Source organism: Thermogutta hypogea (genome assembly GCF_055386265.1).
Map to the genome: position 1 here is coordinate 2,315,311 of NZ_AP042425.1, position 16,445 is coordinate 2,331,755.

A 16,445-nucleotide genomic window follows, 5' to 3' on the forward strand; every position below is an offset into this window, starting at 1 on the left:
TCCCAATGGGGCAAAAATTTCAGCGATTTCCGCCTCGCAGCATCTCGTACAAGCGATGGGCTTCCGGGCTCTGCGGGTCGCGTTGCAAGAGTTGTTGTGCGATCCGCAATGCCGAATCCCGATCCCCCGCCTCGGCGCAAGCCACGGCCAAAACCAGGAGGTTCTCCTTGGTGGGGGCCAAGCGAACGGCGGCGTCGGCCGCCCGCAACGCTTCGGTCTTCTTATTGCCCATGGTCAGGTAGGTCTGAGCCAACAACGAATAGGCGTCCGCGGATTGCGGCGCCGTTTCGATCCAGGTTTGAAAATCCTTCTCCGCCCCGCCGTAGCGTCCGGTGCGCAAGAACAGCAGACCGCGGGCGCGGAGCAATTCCGGATCCCGAAGCTCCCATCGGCCCAGCTCGTCCAACAGACTGAACACGCGGCCGAGCCGGTTCAGATTCTGATACAGCACCCCCAGCTTCAGCCGCGGAGCGGGATCGTCGGGAACCAACACGGCGGCAAACAGCCAGCAACGTTCGGCATCCTCACTGCGGCCCTTGTTCGCCCAAATCTCCCCGGCCCGCTGGAAAACCGAAGCCACGGTCCGCCGCACGAATTCCTCGCTTTCGACCTGAAGGATCGCCGCGTTGGCCGCCATTTCGCGACCCTGCAATTCTCGAAATCGGGTTCGTGCCTGCTCGGCCTCTTCCTTTCGGCCCAAACGGCTCAAGCTGACGGATAGGGCATAATACGCACGGGTATAGTTCGGTTCCAGCCGAATCGCTTCGCGGAGGGCCGCCGTCGCCTTCTCGTGTTCTTGCTTTTTCTGATAGGCCTGTCCTTGAAAGAACAGGGCCTCCGCATTGACGGCCCCGACGGCCTGCCCCGCTAACACCGCCTCGATCGCGGCGTCGTACTGCCCTTGCTCGAACAGCACCGCAGCCAAAAGCCCCCGCGCCTCGACCTGAAGCGGATCGAGTCGCAGGCACTCGCGGCAAAGACGCTCGGCTTCAGGATAGTCCCCTTTCCGCCGGGTTACCGCAATCATCGGGACATAGGCCCGTATGAAGTCCGGGCGCAACGCCAGACACCGCTTCCAGATCTCCACGGCCTCGTCATTTCGTCCCGAGAGCCGGTGGACCGTGGCTTGCAAATCCAGAGCTTCGACGTCGTCGGCAAAGGCTTCCGCCAAACGCCGGGCTTCCTCTTCGGCCTGAGATTTCATCCAATCGCCGGTGAGCGGCTCGGGCAACGCCGGGAATGGCACAGGCTCCGCTGCCACATCGGCTCCCGCCTTTGCGGTGGGGACGGTCCCCTGTTCGTCTCCCGCCGCCCCGGCCGAAGAATCCGCCGCCGGTCGGCATCCCGCCGGCAGAAGCAGGGCGCACACCGCCGCGAATAGACCACCCCGCAAACGTACACTGGAAACGACGTCCATGATCATCGATCGCTAGGAAAAGATCGCCTTCCTCCCGCCATGAAATCAGCAAACTGTCGGACTATGTTCGCGAGTCGATACGGCATCGGGGGAGACCGCGACCGCCGGGCCGAGATCATGTACGTATTGTACCCCCGCAACCGCGATGGAAACCACGGAGCGCATCGTCCGGATCGCCATCCACGATCACCAGCCCGTCTCCCGAAGGCGACCCCGAATCGCAGCCCCCCTATGCCCCCGCGGAAGTCCAAGGCGTCCGGAACAAAAACGACCGCCGGCTGCCGCCGACGGTCTTGCTTGTGAGTTAGGCAGTATTTATCCGCCGCGGTCGATATCCCGCGAGCGGTCCGATACCGGGAACGGGGATCACGAGCAACCCATGCTGTGCCCGCAGATGGTGCAAACGAAACAGGCTCCGCTCCGGCGCGTCAATCCACCGCACTCGTCGCAAGGCGGATTGTCCGACTGCATCTCCATAAAGCCCGTCAAACGGTTGGCGGACGGCGCGGCAATCACGGTCGCATTGGCGGGATGCGCACCGTTCCCCGACTTGGCGCCGGGCTTGAACACCGCGGCGGTGCCCCGTTCTCGTTCAAGCGGCACAGTGCCGGCAGTCGCACCGGGCTTCGCCGCCCGATCCTCTCCCCCCGTTCCGGGAGCACTTTCCGCCGCGTAGCCGTTCGACTCGCCCGAGACCGGTTCCTTAACGAACTCGGCCTGCCGCTGCTGAGATTCGCGATATCCCGGCAGGAACGTGATTCCCAGCCAACGGAAGATGTAATCCACGATGCTGGTGGCGGTACGAATCTCAGGATTCTTGGTGAATCCCATCGGCTCGAACCGGGTGTAGGAAAACTTGTTGACATACACTTCCAGCGGGACGCCGTATTGCAGGCTCATCGAAACGGCGGTTCCAAAGCAATCCATGAGACCGCCGATGGTGCTCCCTTCCTTGGCCATGGTGATGAAAAGCTCGCCGGGACGCCCGTCCGGATACAGTCCCACCGTGATGTAGCCCTCGTGACCGGCCACGGAGAACTTATGGGTGATGGAATTGCGGGTGTCCGGCAATCGCTCGCGTCGGGGCGGCGGCACGGTCTTTTCGTCCTTTTCGCCCTTTTTGGTCACCAGCGGCTGGACACTCTTGGAACCGTCGCGGTAAACGGCCATGGCTTTCAACCCCAGCCTCCAACCTTCCATGTAGGCCGCCGCAATGTCCTCCGGCTTGGTCTCGCGCGGCATGTTGACCGTCTTGGAGATGGCCCCCGAGATGAACGGCTGCGCCGCGGCCATCATGAGGACGTGGGCCCGCCACGAGATCGCCCGCGTGCCGCCGCCCACCGGACAGGCGCAATCGAACACCGCGAGGTGCTGCGGATCGAGGTGAGGGGCGCCCTCCACCGTGTCATGTCGATTCACGTATTCGGTAATCTCGGCGATCTGCTCGTCGCTGTAGCCCAGCGTCTTGAGCGCCAACGGGATCGTCTGATTGACGATCTTGAGCATCCCGCCGCCGGCTAGCTGCTTGTACTTGACCAAGGCGAAATCCGGTTCGATCCCCGTCGTGTCGCAGTCCATCATGAAGCTGATGGTGCCGGTCGGTGCCAGAACCGTCGCCTGAGCGTTGCGGAAACCGAAGCGTCGCCCGCCGGCCAAAACCTCGTCCCAAATCTTGCGGGCGGCGTTTTTCAAGTAATCGGGCGCGTGTTTCAGCTCTTCCACCTTTTGCCAATGCCGCTCCATCACGTCCAGCATCGGCTGGCGGTTTTTCTCGAATTCGGCGAAGGGACCGACGGCGGCCGCCAATTCCGTGCTGGTGCGGTTGGCCGCCCCATGCATCAAGGCAGTGATGGCGCCGCAGAGACCGCGGGCCTGGTCCGAGTCATAGGGCAGCCCGCTGGCCATGATCAAGCTGCCCAGGTTCGAATACCCTAGGCCGATCGGCCTGAACATGTGGCTGTTCTTGGCGATCTTGGCGGTGGGATAGCTGGAGTGATCCACCAAGATTTCCTGCGCGATGAACACGATGCGGCAGGCGTTCACGAAGCCGTCCACGTCGAACCGGCCGTCCTCGCGACGAAACTTCATCAGATTGATACTGGCCAGATTGCAGGCCGAGTCGTCGAGAAACATGTACTCCGAGCAGGGATTGCTGGCGTTGATTCGCCCGGAGTTGGGGCAGGTATGCCAGCGGTTGATCGTCGTGTCGTACTGGATGCCGGGATCGCCGCACGACCAGGCGGACTCGGCCATCTTCTGCAGCAATTCCCGGGCACTGTAGGTGGGGCCTTCCTTGGTCGGATCGGTCACCCAGTGCGTCGTCCAAGGCCGATCCGCCTCTACCGCTTCCATGAACTCGTCCGTCACACGGACCGAAAGATTCGCATTCTGGAACAAAATGGAGCCGTAGGCCTCTTCGGGATTGTAGCCCTGCTGGATCAACAGCCGCGCTTTCTTCTCCTCCCGCGACTTGCATTCGATGAACTCCAGAATGTCCGGGTGATGGACTTTGAGCGATTGCATCTTGGCCGCGCGCCGCGTCTTACCGCCGCTCTTGACCACAGCCGCGATTTGATCGTAAACCCGCATGAAGGAAAGCGGCCCCGAAGGCTTACCGCCGCCGGAAAGCTTCTCGCGATGCGATCGCAACGTGGACAGATCGGTCCCCGTCCCCGATCCGAACTTGAAGAGCATGGCCTCGCTGCGGGCCAGCTCCATGATGTCCTCCATGTTGTCCTGGACGCTTTGGATGAAACAGGCGGAGGCCTGCGGGAATTCGTACGGATTCTCCGGCTGCACGCCCCGATTCACCGCGGGATCCCATCTCCAATTGCAGGCCGCCCCGCGAATACCGTATTGGTGATACAGCCCCACATTGAACCAGACCGGGGAATTGAAAGCCGCGTGCTGATGCAGGCAAAGCCAGGCCAATTCTCGATAGAACCGTTCGCCGTCTTCCGCTGAGTAGAAGACCCCGTCGGCGATTCCCCAGTCCGCGATGGTACGGCACACCCGATGAACCAGTTGCCGCACGCTGTTTTCTCGCTGCGGTGTGCCCAACTCGCCGTAGAAATACTTGCTGGCCACGATGTTGGTCGCCAACTGACTCCACGTTTCCGGGACCTCGCAGTCCGGCTGTTGGAAGTGGGTTCCTCCCGCCTCGTTCTTGATTTCAGCGGTGCGCCGAGTCCAAACGACGGTGTCGAACGGACTTTCTACGTCCGCCGGACAAAAGCGAGCATCGATTTTTAAGCCGAGGGGAGAGAATTTGGCCGCCGAAGTCGCGCCGCCGTGAACGTTTTCGCCGAGTGTAGCGTTTCCGCGTTCCAATTCAGCCATGCTTCTGCACTCCATGCAAAGGAAACCATTTCCGGAACACCGGAGCCGACAAGCTGCAATCACCCGCGTATCGGCTCACACCAAGTAGAATAGCCAAGGACTAGAACTCACCAGTTTTCAGCCCGGGACGGGACACCAAGCACATCCCCTCATCGAGGTATCGCTGGTTTGCTCCCAACCCGACCTAAAACCAACGTCCAATGAGCGAATCCACCCGCCGCCATCGGTCACGCCGGGGGGCGATCCCGAATTGCGTCCCCAACGCGAAACACATCCTCAAAAACTTTCCCCTCTTCAGGGAGGGTGCCTAATTCCACCCAATACAACTATAGGTAGTATTGGCCAAAGATTCAACCACTACATGCTGTGTTCGGTACAGTTTATGGCTATGGACGAGGTTGTCAACGGGCGCCCGGCAATTTGCCATAAGTTCCAGCGAGGGGCCGACAAATGGAAACGCCTCCGCACGAGCGACGCGGGCGCGCGCCCACGAGACTGAACCGTAAGTCGCTATGGCTCTTGGTTTTGGGAATTCGAGCGGGTGGAATCGATTCCCTCGCACTATTTCGAGAAAAATATTCCTACCCAAGCGACTGGGATTAGCTGGTTTCCAATACGTACTGCCTATTTTCACAGATACCCGGTTCCTTCTCTCGCCCTGAAAAGGCACTATCCGGTTGCTGGGAAGTCACCGGAATTCAAACGTCCCAAACGCGACAGGCTGACCGCCCAAACTGCCGGTAACAAACCAACGATTCACATGCAGTCGGCGACGCAGCTGCCGCACCCAGCCTGACAAGGCAAGACCGGGAGACGACTCCAAGACCGCAGCCGCGCGTAAAACTGCTCTCCTCTCGCGCCGGTTTTTGGTACTTCCGACCGTCGCCCACGGCCGGTGATGTTGTACCCGGCTACCCCAAGTAAATCCGGGGGTAATTCCGGGCGTCCTCTTTCGTTTGCTTCTCGACCCGTTAAAATGGAGCCGACACTCGCGGAGCGAACCGCCGAGTTCGGGCAACTCGGCGATGTGGTTTCACGATGAGTCTTGAGGAAAGGGGGCCGAACAATGAAACATCTGGTTAAAGGGGCAACCGGTCAAAGGCTTACCACGTCGTCGCCATCCCCCCTACTCTTCCCAGCCTTAGGTCTTTTGGGTTCCACGCTGGTGCTCGGCTGTTCTCGCGAAGCCATCGATAGCCTGCGAGCCGCGCCGCCTTCGGCATCGGAACAGATCGCAGTCCCGGAGCCGATTCCGCCGCAACAAACCGTGGGCGGACCGGCGGACCTTTTCGTGCATCGGTCGACGGAAGGTGAATCCGAGACCAGGGTTCTGCCCCCCAGCGAGAGCAGTGCTTCGGCTCCGCGCGGCCTGCCCACCGCCGATGCGCATGGACCGACGCTGGGTGAAATTGCGCCCACGATCATCGCCGCGGCCCGACCGGTTCATTCGCAACCGACTGCGGAAACCGTGCGCTGGGTCGATCTGACGTTGCCGGTCTCCCTACCACAGACCGGTCCCGAAGGTACGGTGATGAGCTTCGGCGTCGAGTACCGCCTGCTTGCCGAGGCGCCGCGCGACCAAACCTACGCGTGGATGATTCAATCCCGCACGGGAAGGGTTTTTCGCTTGGACGGCTTGCAACTCGACCGGCAGGGAAACCTTTTGACGATCGTCGCGGAATGGCGCCCCGAAGACGGTCCGTTTTGTACCTGGATCGAGGACGCCATGAGACGCCAGGTTTCACAGAAACTCGATTTTTGAGGCTCGGTGGGAGATTGCCGCATCACCGCCCTTCGCCCCCCCAAAAAAGCCTCCCGGATCGACTCGGGGAATCGGCCGTCCTATTGGAAGGAATTCAGCCGCGGACATGCTGACTGAGCACGAGATCGAAATTCGTGTGCGTTATCCGGAGTGCGACCCGGGAGGCTTTTTGCACCATAGCCGGGTCTTCGTCTATTTCGAGATGGGACGTACCGAGCTGTTGCGGGCTTCGGGCGACAATTACCGTCGATGGGAGGAGAGCGGGCTGTACGCGGTGGTCGTGCAAGCCGAATGCCGTTACCTGAAACCGGCCCGATACGACGACCTGCTACGACTTCGCACCATCGTGCGGCGCGTGACGGGCGTGAAAATCGAGCACGAATACCTCTTGTACCGCGACCAGGATCTCCTTTGCCGCGGACGAGTCGTCCTGGCCCTTGTGGACGCTGCGGGGCAAATCCAGCCCATTCCCGAAGCCATGCAGGCGGTCAACGCGGAATCTCGCCCGACCGACCGATCCCGGTAGCCCAGCCGCGTCGCAGCGACTTAACCGGGAGTCTCCCTACAACGAAACGGCCCTCATCCCGCCGCCCTGTAGGCGGGCCGATCGCGGACCTGGGTGTCCTCTTCCGTCATCCGGGCCGGCCGAGCCTCCAACCAGGGAGCCAGCAGGGCGAGCGTGCGTTCGATGGCCCCGCGATGGGACAAGACCAGTTGCCTTGCCCGATCTCCCAGCGAACGACGATAGTCCGGCGTCTCCAGGCATTGGGTGACGAATTGCTGCAACTCTCCTTGGTCACGGACGACGACGGCCGCCTCCGCCGATAAGAACTGGCGGACCACGTCGCGAAAATTCCAGGTATTCGGCCCGAAGCACACTGCCGCCCCGTAGCCGGCCGGTTCGATCATGTTCTGCCCGCCGCGGTTTCCAAAGCTGCCGCCGACAAGCGCAATATCGGCCAGCCCCCACCAAGCCGCCAATTCACCCACGGTATCGACTAGCAATATGGGGTGAGCCGGAAGACCGTCGCTCGTCGCTCTGCCGTTCGCATCGGCAGCCGCGTCCGTGTTCTCGGGCGATTCTGGGGCGGGCCCCAATCTCGAGCGACGCAGCCAAGGCAAACCGCTCCGCGACAACATCTCGGCCACCGCATCGAATCGCTCGGGGTGGCGCGGTACGATAATCAGCCTGAGTTGGGGGAAGCGCCGGTGCAGCTCTTGGAAAACGGCCAGCGAAAACTTCTCCTCTTCCACCTGAGTGCTACCGGCAATCCAGACGATCTCATCCGGCCCGATTCCCGCGAGGCGGCGGAGGCGGACCGTGGCCGGATTGTTGCGATCCGTCTGCGCTCCGTCGTACTTCATGGAACCGGTGACGTGGACGGCCGACGCAGCGGCGCCAAGTTCCGTGAATCGCCGCTCGCCTTCGGCATCTTGCACCGCAACCAGGTCGAACGCCTCGAAGATCGGCCGAAATAGATATCGGCCGCGTCGGTAGCCCGCGAAGCTCTTATCGCCCAGCCGACCGTTGATGATCGCCAAGCGGACACCTCGAGCCTTCGCCGCGCGAATGAGGTTGGGCCAAATCTCCAACTCGGTCAGCACTAGTACCGAGGGGCGGATTCGCCGGAAGGCCCGCGCCACGGCCCAAGAGAAATCGAGTGGAGCGTAGAACACGGCCAGGTCCGGAAAACGCTTGCGAGCCACTTCCATTCCGGTTCGGGTCGTCGTGGAAACGACCACTTCCCAGGCGGGATAAGCCGCCCGCAGCGCCTGAATCAGGGGAGGAAGAAGATTGACCTCGCCCACACTGACCGCATGAAACCAGATACAAGGACGACGGTTGTTTCGGCGCGGCACGGCCCCGAACAGCCGCTGGTTCCAGCCGGCTCGATACTTGCCGGCCTTGACGGCTCGGTACAGCAGCACCGGGCTGACCACAAGCAGCAACAGGAGATAAGCGGCGTCGAACAGGATCGACATGGGAATTCCCTTTCCCGGTAGGCGGCCGACGCGCCGAGGCTCACCTGGGCAGGAGGAGTGCAGGTCCCCCCCGCCCAGCGGCGCCTTCAGGCAACGCCCCGCTTCTTCATGCAGCAATGCTTGTATTTCTTTCCGCTTCCGCACGGACAAGGATCGTTGCGTCCCACTTCCTGGGTCCGTTTACGGAAGGGCTGCTTTTTCTCGGCTTGTTGCGATCCCTCGATGGCTTGCTGTTGTTGTTGGGCAATCTCGACGACGGCGTTCTTCGCCGACTCTTTTTGCGCCTCGGTCTCTTGCCACATGGAGCGGACGAATCGCTCGTCCATCTGCTCCACGCGGAAGACTAAGTCCGTGATGCGTCGGGCGGTGGACTCCCACATCGCCTCGAAAAGCCGCATCCCCTCCCGCTTGTACTCGACCTTCGGATCGACCTGAGCGTAACCTCTCAGGCCGACGCTGTTGCGGAGGTGATCCATCACCAAGAGATGCTCCTTCCACGCCCCGTCGAGCGTGTGCAGGAGCAGAAATCGTTCCATTTTCCGCATTTCCGGGGCATAGCGGTAGTTGAAGGCATCCCGGAATTCCCACTCCAGGTCGCGGCGTTCCATCCGCGTCACGTCGTCCGGAGTCAGCCGCAGGTCGAGGTGCTCCGCCGCCCAGCGACAAAAGCGATCCAACTGCGGATGGTCCGGCGGAACCTTGGCCCGAGGATCGTCCCCCATCCCTTGGAACAAGGAAAGCAACAGCGCCGTGCCTTCCTCGCGGAGTCTTTCCGCCTTCTCGAATTGGCGCTCCGAGGCGTCCAGGAGAATATCCCAGATTTCCTGCCCGGATTTATTCTTGAGATCGTCCTCGGACAACTCCACGTGGAACCGGCTGCGGGCCCAGGCCAGCAGGCCTTCTCGATCGTAGACGCGATGCCCCGAGGCGTCACGACCCGAATAGTGCGCCAATCCCGCACGCAGGGGGAACTCGATTTCCTTGCGGCGATAGGCCTCCAGGGCCTTTTCGAACACCAAGTCCTTGACCGCCGGCGGTTCCAAATCGCGCAGCTCCTCGAGGTTCAGCTCGATGCCGAACTTTCCCCGCACCCAATTGACGCTGCTTGCCAGGCCGAAGTCGGGGTCGAGAAATCTCGCGCCATCCTGAAGATCGACCTCGCGAATGGCGGCTTGCACTTTTTCCAAAAGCACATCGAGAAGTTCTTCGCGAGGAATTCGGCGAATATCGCGTTCCTTGACGTCCACCTTCCATCGAGCGGTGATGGACTTCGCCAAGGCTTCCCAATTCCAATCCTCCGGATCGGCGTCTTCGGGCAGATTCTCCTCGATCAGATCGAAAAGCTGGCTTTCCGCCATCCGCTCGGCCTGGTCACGGGCGAAGGCCTCCGCCGTGGAAAACTCCATGCCGCGGAAGTCCCGGGCGTGGAATTCGGTGGAAAGCTGTCGACCCGCCCATTCCGCGAACATCTCCGCGCCGTACATCTTGGCCAAGAAGATGCCCAAATGATGGTCGATCTGCTCTCGAATCATTCGCGTCACGAGCGCGCGGCAATCCGCTCCCTCCAGGATGTTTTGCCGATAGCTGTAGACGCGTTTCCGCTGTTCGTCCATCACCTGGTCGTATTCGAGCAGATTCTTGCGAATCTCGAAGTTGCGTTCTTCGACCTTTTTCTGGGCGCCCTCGATGCGCCGCGTGACCATGCGACTTTCGATGGCCTGGCCTTCCTCCATACCCAGGCGGGTGAGGACGTTTTTCACCCAATCGCCGGCGAAGATCCGCATCAGATCGTCTTCGAGCGAGAGGTAAAACCGGCTGCTGCCGGGGTCTCCCTGACGACCCGAGCGCCCGCGCAACTGGTTATCGATGCGGCGGGCCTCGTGCCGTTCGGTTCCGATCACGTGCAGCCCGCCCAAGGCCACGACTTCGCGTCCCTCGGCCTTCATCTGCTCGCGTTTTTCAATCTCTTGGACGAGGGCATCCCATTCTTCGCGCGGGACGTCCAAGCGGGTGGGATACTTGTGCTGCAAGACGGCCCAAGCCATGGCCTCGGGATTGCCGCCGAGGATGATATCCGTCCCGCGCCCCGCCATGTTCGTGGCGATGGTCACCGCCCCCTTGCGCCCGGCCTGAGCGATGATTTCGGCCTCCCGGGCGTGATGCTTGGCATTCAGGACCTGGTGTTTGATGCCCCGCCGGCTCAACATCTCCGAGAGCATCTCGCTCTTTTCCACCGAAACGGTGCCGACCAGGATCGGACGCCCCTTGCGCTCGACGTGATGCAACTTGGCCTTGGGAAGAATTTTCCGCTCGCCTTCCTTGGTGATGAAGACGATGGAGTCGTCGCTCTCCTGCTTGATTTCGCCGATCTCGTATTCGTAGCGCGAAAACCAGACCGTGTCCCACTTGTGCATCCGTTCGATCTCTTCGACGATGGCCTGGTATTTCTCGCGGGCCGTACGATAGATGACGTCCGGATGATTGACGCGGCGGAGCGGGCGATTGGTCGGTATGGCCACGACTTCCAGCTTGTAGATCTTCCAAAACTCGTTCGCCTCCGTCATGGCCGTACCGGTCATGCCGCAAATCTTATCGTACAGGCGAAAGAAGTTCTGGATGGTGATCGTGGCGAGGGTCTGCGTCTCCTCCTTGATCCGCACATTTTCCTTGGCCTCGACGGCCTGATGCAGACCGTCGCTCCATTGCCGTCCGTGCATCAGCCGCCCGGTGAATTCATCGACGATGATCACCTCATCCCCCTGCACGACGTAATGTACGTCGCGCTTGTAGAGGTGGTGGGCCTTCAGCGCGTTGTCGATGAGATGCGGCCACTCAAGGTTGCCCGCCGTGTAGAAGCTCTCCACGCCGGCCAATTCCTCGGCCTTACGGATGCCTTCCTCGGTAAGGTGGCAGGTGCGATCCTTTTCGTTGATCTCGAAGTGCGCCTCCGGTTTGAGCTGCCGCGCGATCTGATCGGCGCGGCGGTAGCGCGAGATGTCGTCGTGGGCCGGGCCGGAAATGATCAGCGGCGTCCGCGCTTCGTCGATCAAGATGTTATCCACCTCGTCGATGATCGCGTAGTGCAATCGCCCCTGCACTTGCTGCATTTCGGCCGGAAAGCGATCATCACCGCGGGCGGCCAATCGCATGTTGTCGCGGAGGTAGTCGAAACCGAACTCGTTGTTGGTTCCGTAGGTGATGTCGCAGGCGTAAGCCTTTTGACGATCCCGCGCGCCCATATCGTGCTGAATCGCGCCCACGGTCAGGCCGAGAAACATATAGAGCGGCCCCATCCACTCCATGTCGCGCCGGGCCAGATAGTCGTTCACGGTGACCACGTGAACGCCCTTCCCCTCCAAGGCATTCAGGTAGGCGGGCAGCGTGGCGACCAACGTCTTGCCTTCGCCGGTGACCATCTCGGCGATGCTGCCGTTATGCAAGACCATCCCGCCCATCAACTGCACGTCGAAATGGCGCATCCCCAATACGCGACGGGAAGCCTCGCGACAGACGGCGAAGGCCTCGACCAAAAGATCGTCCAGCGATTCGCCGGCCTCCAATCGCTTGCGGAATTTGTCCGTCTGTTCCCGCAGTTCCGCGTCCGTCATCTTTTGGTAGCGCGGCTCCAAATCATTGATCGCCTGCACCTTCGGTTGCAACCGGCGAACATAGCGCGCGTTGGCGGAACCAAAAACGGCGGTGACGCCGCGATCCACGGCCTGGCCGACAACCGTGATCGTGTCCGTGACCGCGTCCCAAAGGCGTTCCAACAGCTCCATCGGATTTAAGCCCTGATATTGAAAACGGCTTGGATTTCCAGGGATGGGTTATTACCACCCATTTGGGAGGGTTGTGTCAAAAAGACAGGTTACCCCGCTTTTACAGGCACAACTAGCGATTGTAGCAAACGCCGTGCCGATGCAAAATGACAGCCCGATGCCATGCCCGATTCGTCTTCGCGGCGCATCGTGTCCGTGATCGCAAATTACGAGCTGCACGCAATTTATCGGATGGCCCGCAAAGCGTCAATCACGAACGCCCGGGCAATGCTCCTGAACGTTCGTTCGGAGTCGCCGTCAGAGCGGCTCTCGCGACTTCCCAACGCCCAGATTCGGCTCCTTTTCGCCCCAACCCCGCGGCGAACCGTCGCTGAAATCGCCGAGGTACCCCGGCGGATGGAGCCTCTTGCCGCCTCCCGCCGGCGATCCACCCAAAGCGGGACGATGCACCGGATCCCGGCCCAACTCGAAACGTTTTCGCAAGCTCTCTTCGGTCGGCAGCATCGCTTCGGTTATATTGGAAGTGTTTGTCAGCGATCCCCCTCGAAGCATTCCCAGGGGCGCAGACAAGTGGGATTCGATGGATACCTATTACCGCAAGCATACCGTGACCAAGACCAGCCCCGTTCGTTCGCTGTCGCCTGGAGAAATCGTATTCCTGGGAACCGGCACCTCGCACGGCGTGCCCGTGATCGGTTGTCGCTGTCCCGTCTGCACCAGCGAGGATACGCGGAATCGGCGCACGCGGTGCTCGTTGGCGGTGGGTTTGCCGGAAGGCACGATCCTCATCGACACCCCTCCCGAATTGCGATTGCAACTCGTTCGTGAAGGGATTGCCGATCTCCGGGCCGTGCTTTACACCCACGCGCATGCCGATCACCTGTTCGGGTTGGACGACCTGCGCGTCATCCCCCAATACCTCCAGGCCCCCGTCCCCGTGTACTGCGAAGCCTATGTGCAAGCCCGCATTCGCAAGGCATTCGACTACGCCTTCGAGGAGGGTGCTCCGGCGGGCGGCGTGCCCCAGCTCGACTTCGTGACCATCGAGACGGAATCGTTCGATCTCTTGGGAGCCCGGGTGACCCCTCTGCGACTGAAGCACGGCCCGTGGGACGTGCTGGGCTTTCGCTTCGGCGACGCCGCATACTGCACGGACGTCAAACAATTCCCCGAGGAAACGTTGCAACGCCTGCGGGACCTGGACGTTTTGATCCTGGATTGTTTGCGTCACGAACCGCACCCAACGCACCTCTCCGTCGATGAGGCCCTGGCGATCGTCGAGCTTTTGCGGCCCCGTCGCTGCTACTTGACGCACCTTTGCCACCGTTTGGACCACGCCGCGTTCAGCCGCCAACTGCCGCCGGGCGTACAACCGGCCTACGACGGTCTGCGGATACAAACCGAATTGATGCTGCATCCGGACGGCGCTCGGAAGCTCTCTTTGCCGTCCGTGGAATCCTAGAACTAGAAGCTGGAATCGCAAGTCGTCCGCGGACAACTCCTGCGGATTGATGGAGTGTCAATGATGTCGGGATCCGATAGAACGGGATTCGATTCATACGAGTATTGGACGCGTCGATTGGCGGAATACGGCCAGGATCACCTTTTGGCTGCGTGGAACGACCTATCTCCGGACCGCCGCGAGAGGTTGCTCGCATCGCTTCAAGCCGTGGACTTCGACCTCATTCGCCGGCTCTATGAAGATCGCGAGAACAAGCCCGACTTCGGCTCTCTTTTGCAAAACGCGACTTCTCCGCGCGGACCGAGGCTGAGCGATCGGGCCGACGCCGCTCGGCGCAAGGCGGCCGTGGAATGCGGCGAAGAGGCCCTCCGAGGCGGACGTGCGGCCTGCGTCCTGGTCGCGGGCGGCCAAGGCTCGCGGCTCGGGTTCGAGCACCCCAAGGGAATGTTCCCCATCGGCCCCTTGTCCCGCCATTCTCTTTTTCAAATCTTCGCGGAAAAGATTCTCGCCCGAACAAGACGCTACGGCCGCCGCATTCCGCTGGCCCTGATGACCAGTCCCGTCACCTACGCCGAAACGGTCGATTATTTCGAACGGCACGAGCGTTTCGGGTTGGGCGATGATTTGCACGTTTTTTGTCAGGGAACCATGCCTTCGGTGGACGCCCACACGGGCAAAATACTGATGGCGGGACCGGACACGCCGGCTCTCAGCCCCGACGGCCACGGCGGCATGCTTGCGGCGATCCATCGCAGCGGCATCTTGCAGCAATTCCGGCAAGAGGGCATCCGCCACCTATTCTATTTTCAGGTCGACAACCCGCTTCTGGACGTGGCAGCCCCGGAATTCATCGGTTGGCACATCCTTTCCGGATCGGAGATGTCCACCTTGGTGGTCGCCAAGCGAACGCCTCTCGATAAAGTCGGCAATGTCGTCCAGGTGGGCGACCGCTTGCACGTCGTCGAATACAGCGACCTTCCCGAGGATTTGTCCACCAAGCCGGGGCCGGACGGCAATCCGTTGCTGTGGGCGGGCAGCATCGGAGTCCACGTCATCGACGTCGATTTTCTCTCGCGCGCGGCCGATTTGGCGGAATTCCTGCCCTTTCACGTCGCGCTCAAAAAAGTGACGTATTACGACCCCGTGCAAAAGGCGGAGGTGCGACCGGAAACCCCCAACGCCGTCAAGTTCGAGCGATTCATCTTCGACCTCATTCCGCACGCCAAGCATGCGATCGTGATCGAGGTGGACGAGGACGATCAATTCGCCCCCCTGAAAAACGCCCCGGGTGCCGAGCGCGATACGCCGGAATACGTGCGAGACCGAATGTCGGCCAAGTGCCGCCGTTGGCTTGGCGAAGCCGGATGTGAAACGGTCGGAGAGCCGATCGTCGAGATCAGCCCGCTTTTCGCGGTGGATTCCTGGGAGCTGTCGCAAAAACTGCCGCGAGGCACGCGAATCGCAGCACCCACTTATTTCGGCCCCGAGGGACCTATCACGGCCGCAATTCCGGCCGAATAGACGCCCTGCGGACCGTCTCGCGAGTGACCACGGGATCAAAAACGATTTGCGCGAGGACTCCCAACCATGTTGCACGCGGTAATCTTGGCGGGAGGAACGGGAACCAGGCTTTGGCCCGAGAGTCGTGCGGCCAAGCCCAAGCAACTCCTCGCGATTCGGGGAGATCGCACGTTGATTCAAAATGCCGTGGATCGGCTGGGCGACCTGGTGCCCTTGGATCGAATTCTGATTTCCACGACCCGCGATCTGGCGGGGCCTCTGCATGAGTCGTTGTCGGTGCTACCGCGAGATGCCTTCGTTTGCGAACCTTATCCCCGCAATACCGCGCCGTGCATCGGCTTGGCGGCGGTGCACCTCTTGCGGCGCGACCCGGAGGCCGTGATGGTCGTCATGCCTGCCGACCACATCATCGAACCGCCGGAGCGATTTCGCGCCGCCCTTCGCGCGGCCCAAGCCCTGGTCAGCGAGGATCCGTCCCGACTCGTCACCTTCGGGGTGGTGCCGACGTATCCGTCGCCCTCATTCGGTTATCTCCAGCGCGGCGAGGCCGTGCCCGCGCCGGCCTTGGCGGGCGTCGAAAACCCGCCGCGGGTGTTCACCGTGGCCGGCTTCCGTGAAAAGCCTGCCCCCGAGACCGCCCAGGAATACCTTGCGTCCGGGCAGTTCCTTTGGAATGCCGGAATCTTCGTTTGGCGCGCGGACACGATTTTGCAGGCCCTCCGCCGGTATCGCCCCGCAGTGCATGAGCGACTGCAACGGATCGCCGCGGCCGCGGACGGCCCGAAGTTCGCCGAAATCTTGGATGGCCAGTTCGAGGCCATGGAGAAAATCTCGATCGACTACGCCGTCATGGAAAAGGCCGACAACGTGGTCATGATCGAAGCCGATTTTCTTTGGGACGACGTGGGGGGCTGGCGGGCCATGGAACGCCTTTATCCGCAAGACTCGAACAACAACACCATCGCCGCCGAAAAGGCCCTCCTCATCGAAGCCACCGGCAATATCGTCCGCTGCCGCGATCCGCGTCGGCTGGTCGCGGTGCTGGGAGCGCATGATCTGGTGATCGTGGTCACCCCCGACGCCACTTTGGTCGCGGACAAACGGCGGGAGGAGGAAATTCGCAAGGTCTTGGCGGAACTGGAGAGGTCGGACTGGAAGGAATTCGTTTAGCGGCGTATTCTG

General features: G+C 61.4%; 10 protein-coding genes. 5 read left to right on the top strand and 5 right to left on the bottom strand.

Translation table 11 applies throughout. The annotated features are described in order from the left end of the window. Window positions 1–19: 19 nt before the first annotated feature. Window positions 20–1,417 carry a tetratricopeptide repeat protein gene (locus tag ACZ5B4_RS08345; protein ID WP_464913976.1) on the bottom strand — a complete coding sequence of 466 codons (1,398 nt, stop codon included), beginning with the start codon at window positions 1,415–1,417 and terminating at the stop codon, window positions 20–22. A gap of 366 nt (window positions 1,418–1,783) precedes the next feature. Further along, window positions 1,784–4,756 carry a vitamin B12-dependent ribonucleotide reductase gene (locus ACZ5B4_RS08350; protein WP_464913977.1) on the bottom strand — a complete coding sequence of 991 codons (2,973 nt, stop codon included), beginning with the start codon at window positions 4,754–4,756 and terminating at the stop codon, window positions 1,784–1,786. Window positions 4,757–5,822: 1,066 nt separating this feature from the next. Between ACZ5B4_RS08350 and ACZ5B4_RS08355 the strand changes: the two genes are divergently transcribed. Then, window positions 5,823–6,518: a hypothetical protein gene (locus ACZ5B4_RS08355; protein WP_464913978.1), complete on the top strand. Its 696-nt coding sequence runs from the start codon at window positions 5,823–5,825 to the stop codon at window positions 6,516–6,518. 106 nt (window positions 6,519–6,624) lie between these two features. After that, complete coding sequence (locus tag ACZ5B4_RS08360) at window positions 6,625–7,044, top strand: acyl-CoA thioesterase (protein ID WP_464913979.1); 420 nt, start codon at window positions 6,625–6,627, stop codon at window positions 7,042–7,044. 53 nt (window positions 7,045–7,097) lie between these two features. On the opposite strand, the gene ACZ5B4_RS08365 is transcribed toward ACZ5B4_RS08360, so the two are convergent. From ACZ5B4_RS08365 to ACZ5B4_RS08375, 3 genes are all read right to left on the bottom strand, one after another. Further along, window positions 7,098–8,501 carry a 3-deoxy-D-manno-octulosonic acid transferase gene (locus tag ACZ5B4_RS08365; RefSeq protein WP_464913980.1) on the bottom strand — a complete coding sequence of 468 codons (1,404 nt, stop codon included), beginning with the start codon at window positions 8,499–8,501 and terminating at the stop codon, window positions 7,098–7,100. An 86-nt stretch (window positions 8,502–8,587) separates the two neighbouring features. Next, window positions 8,588–12,280, bottom strand: a complete 3,693-nt coding sequence (gene secA, locus ACZ5B4_RS08370) for a preprotein translocase subunit SecA (protein WP_464913981.1) — start codon at window positions 12,278–12,280, stop codon at window positions 8,588–8,590. A gap of 297 nt (window positions 12,281–12,577) precedes the next feature. After that, window positions 12,578–12,763 carry a hypothetical protein gene (locus ACZ5B4_RS08375; RefSeq protein ID WP_464913982.1) on the bottom strand — a complete coding sequence of 62 codons (186 nt, stop codon included), beginning with the start codon at window positions 12,761–12,763 and terminating at the stop codon, window positions 12,578–12,580. Window positions 12,764–12,860: 97 nt separating this feature from the next. On the opposite strand from ACZ5B4_RS08375, the gene ACZ5B4_RS08380 reads away from it, so the two are divergent. From ACZ5B4_RS08380 to ACZ5B4_RS08390, 3 genes are all read left to right on the top strand, one after another. After that, entirely contained in the window at window positions 12,861–13,742 is an 882-nt protein-coding gene (locus ACZ5B4_RS08380) for an MBL fold metallo-hydrolase (protein ID WP_464913983.1), read from the top strand. 63 nt (window positions 13,743–13,805) lie between these two features. Next, window positions 13,806–15,263, top strand: a complete 1,458-nt coding sequence (locus tag ACZ5B4_RS08385) for a UTP--glucose-1-phosphate uridylyltransferase (protein WP_464913984.1) — start codon at window positions 13,806–13,808, stop codon at window positions 15,261–15,263. Between the two features lie 66 nt (window positions 15,264–15,329). Further along, window positions 15,330–16,433, top strand: a complete 1,104-nt coding sequence (locus ACZ5B4_RS08390; protein WP_464913985.1) for a mannose-1-phosphate guanylyltransferase — start codon at window positions 15,330–15,332, stop codon at window positions 16,431–16,433. Window positions 16,434–16,445: the final 12 nt, after the last annotated feature.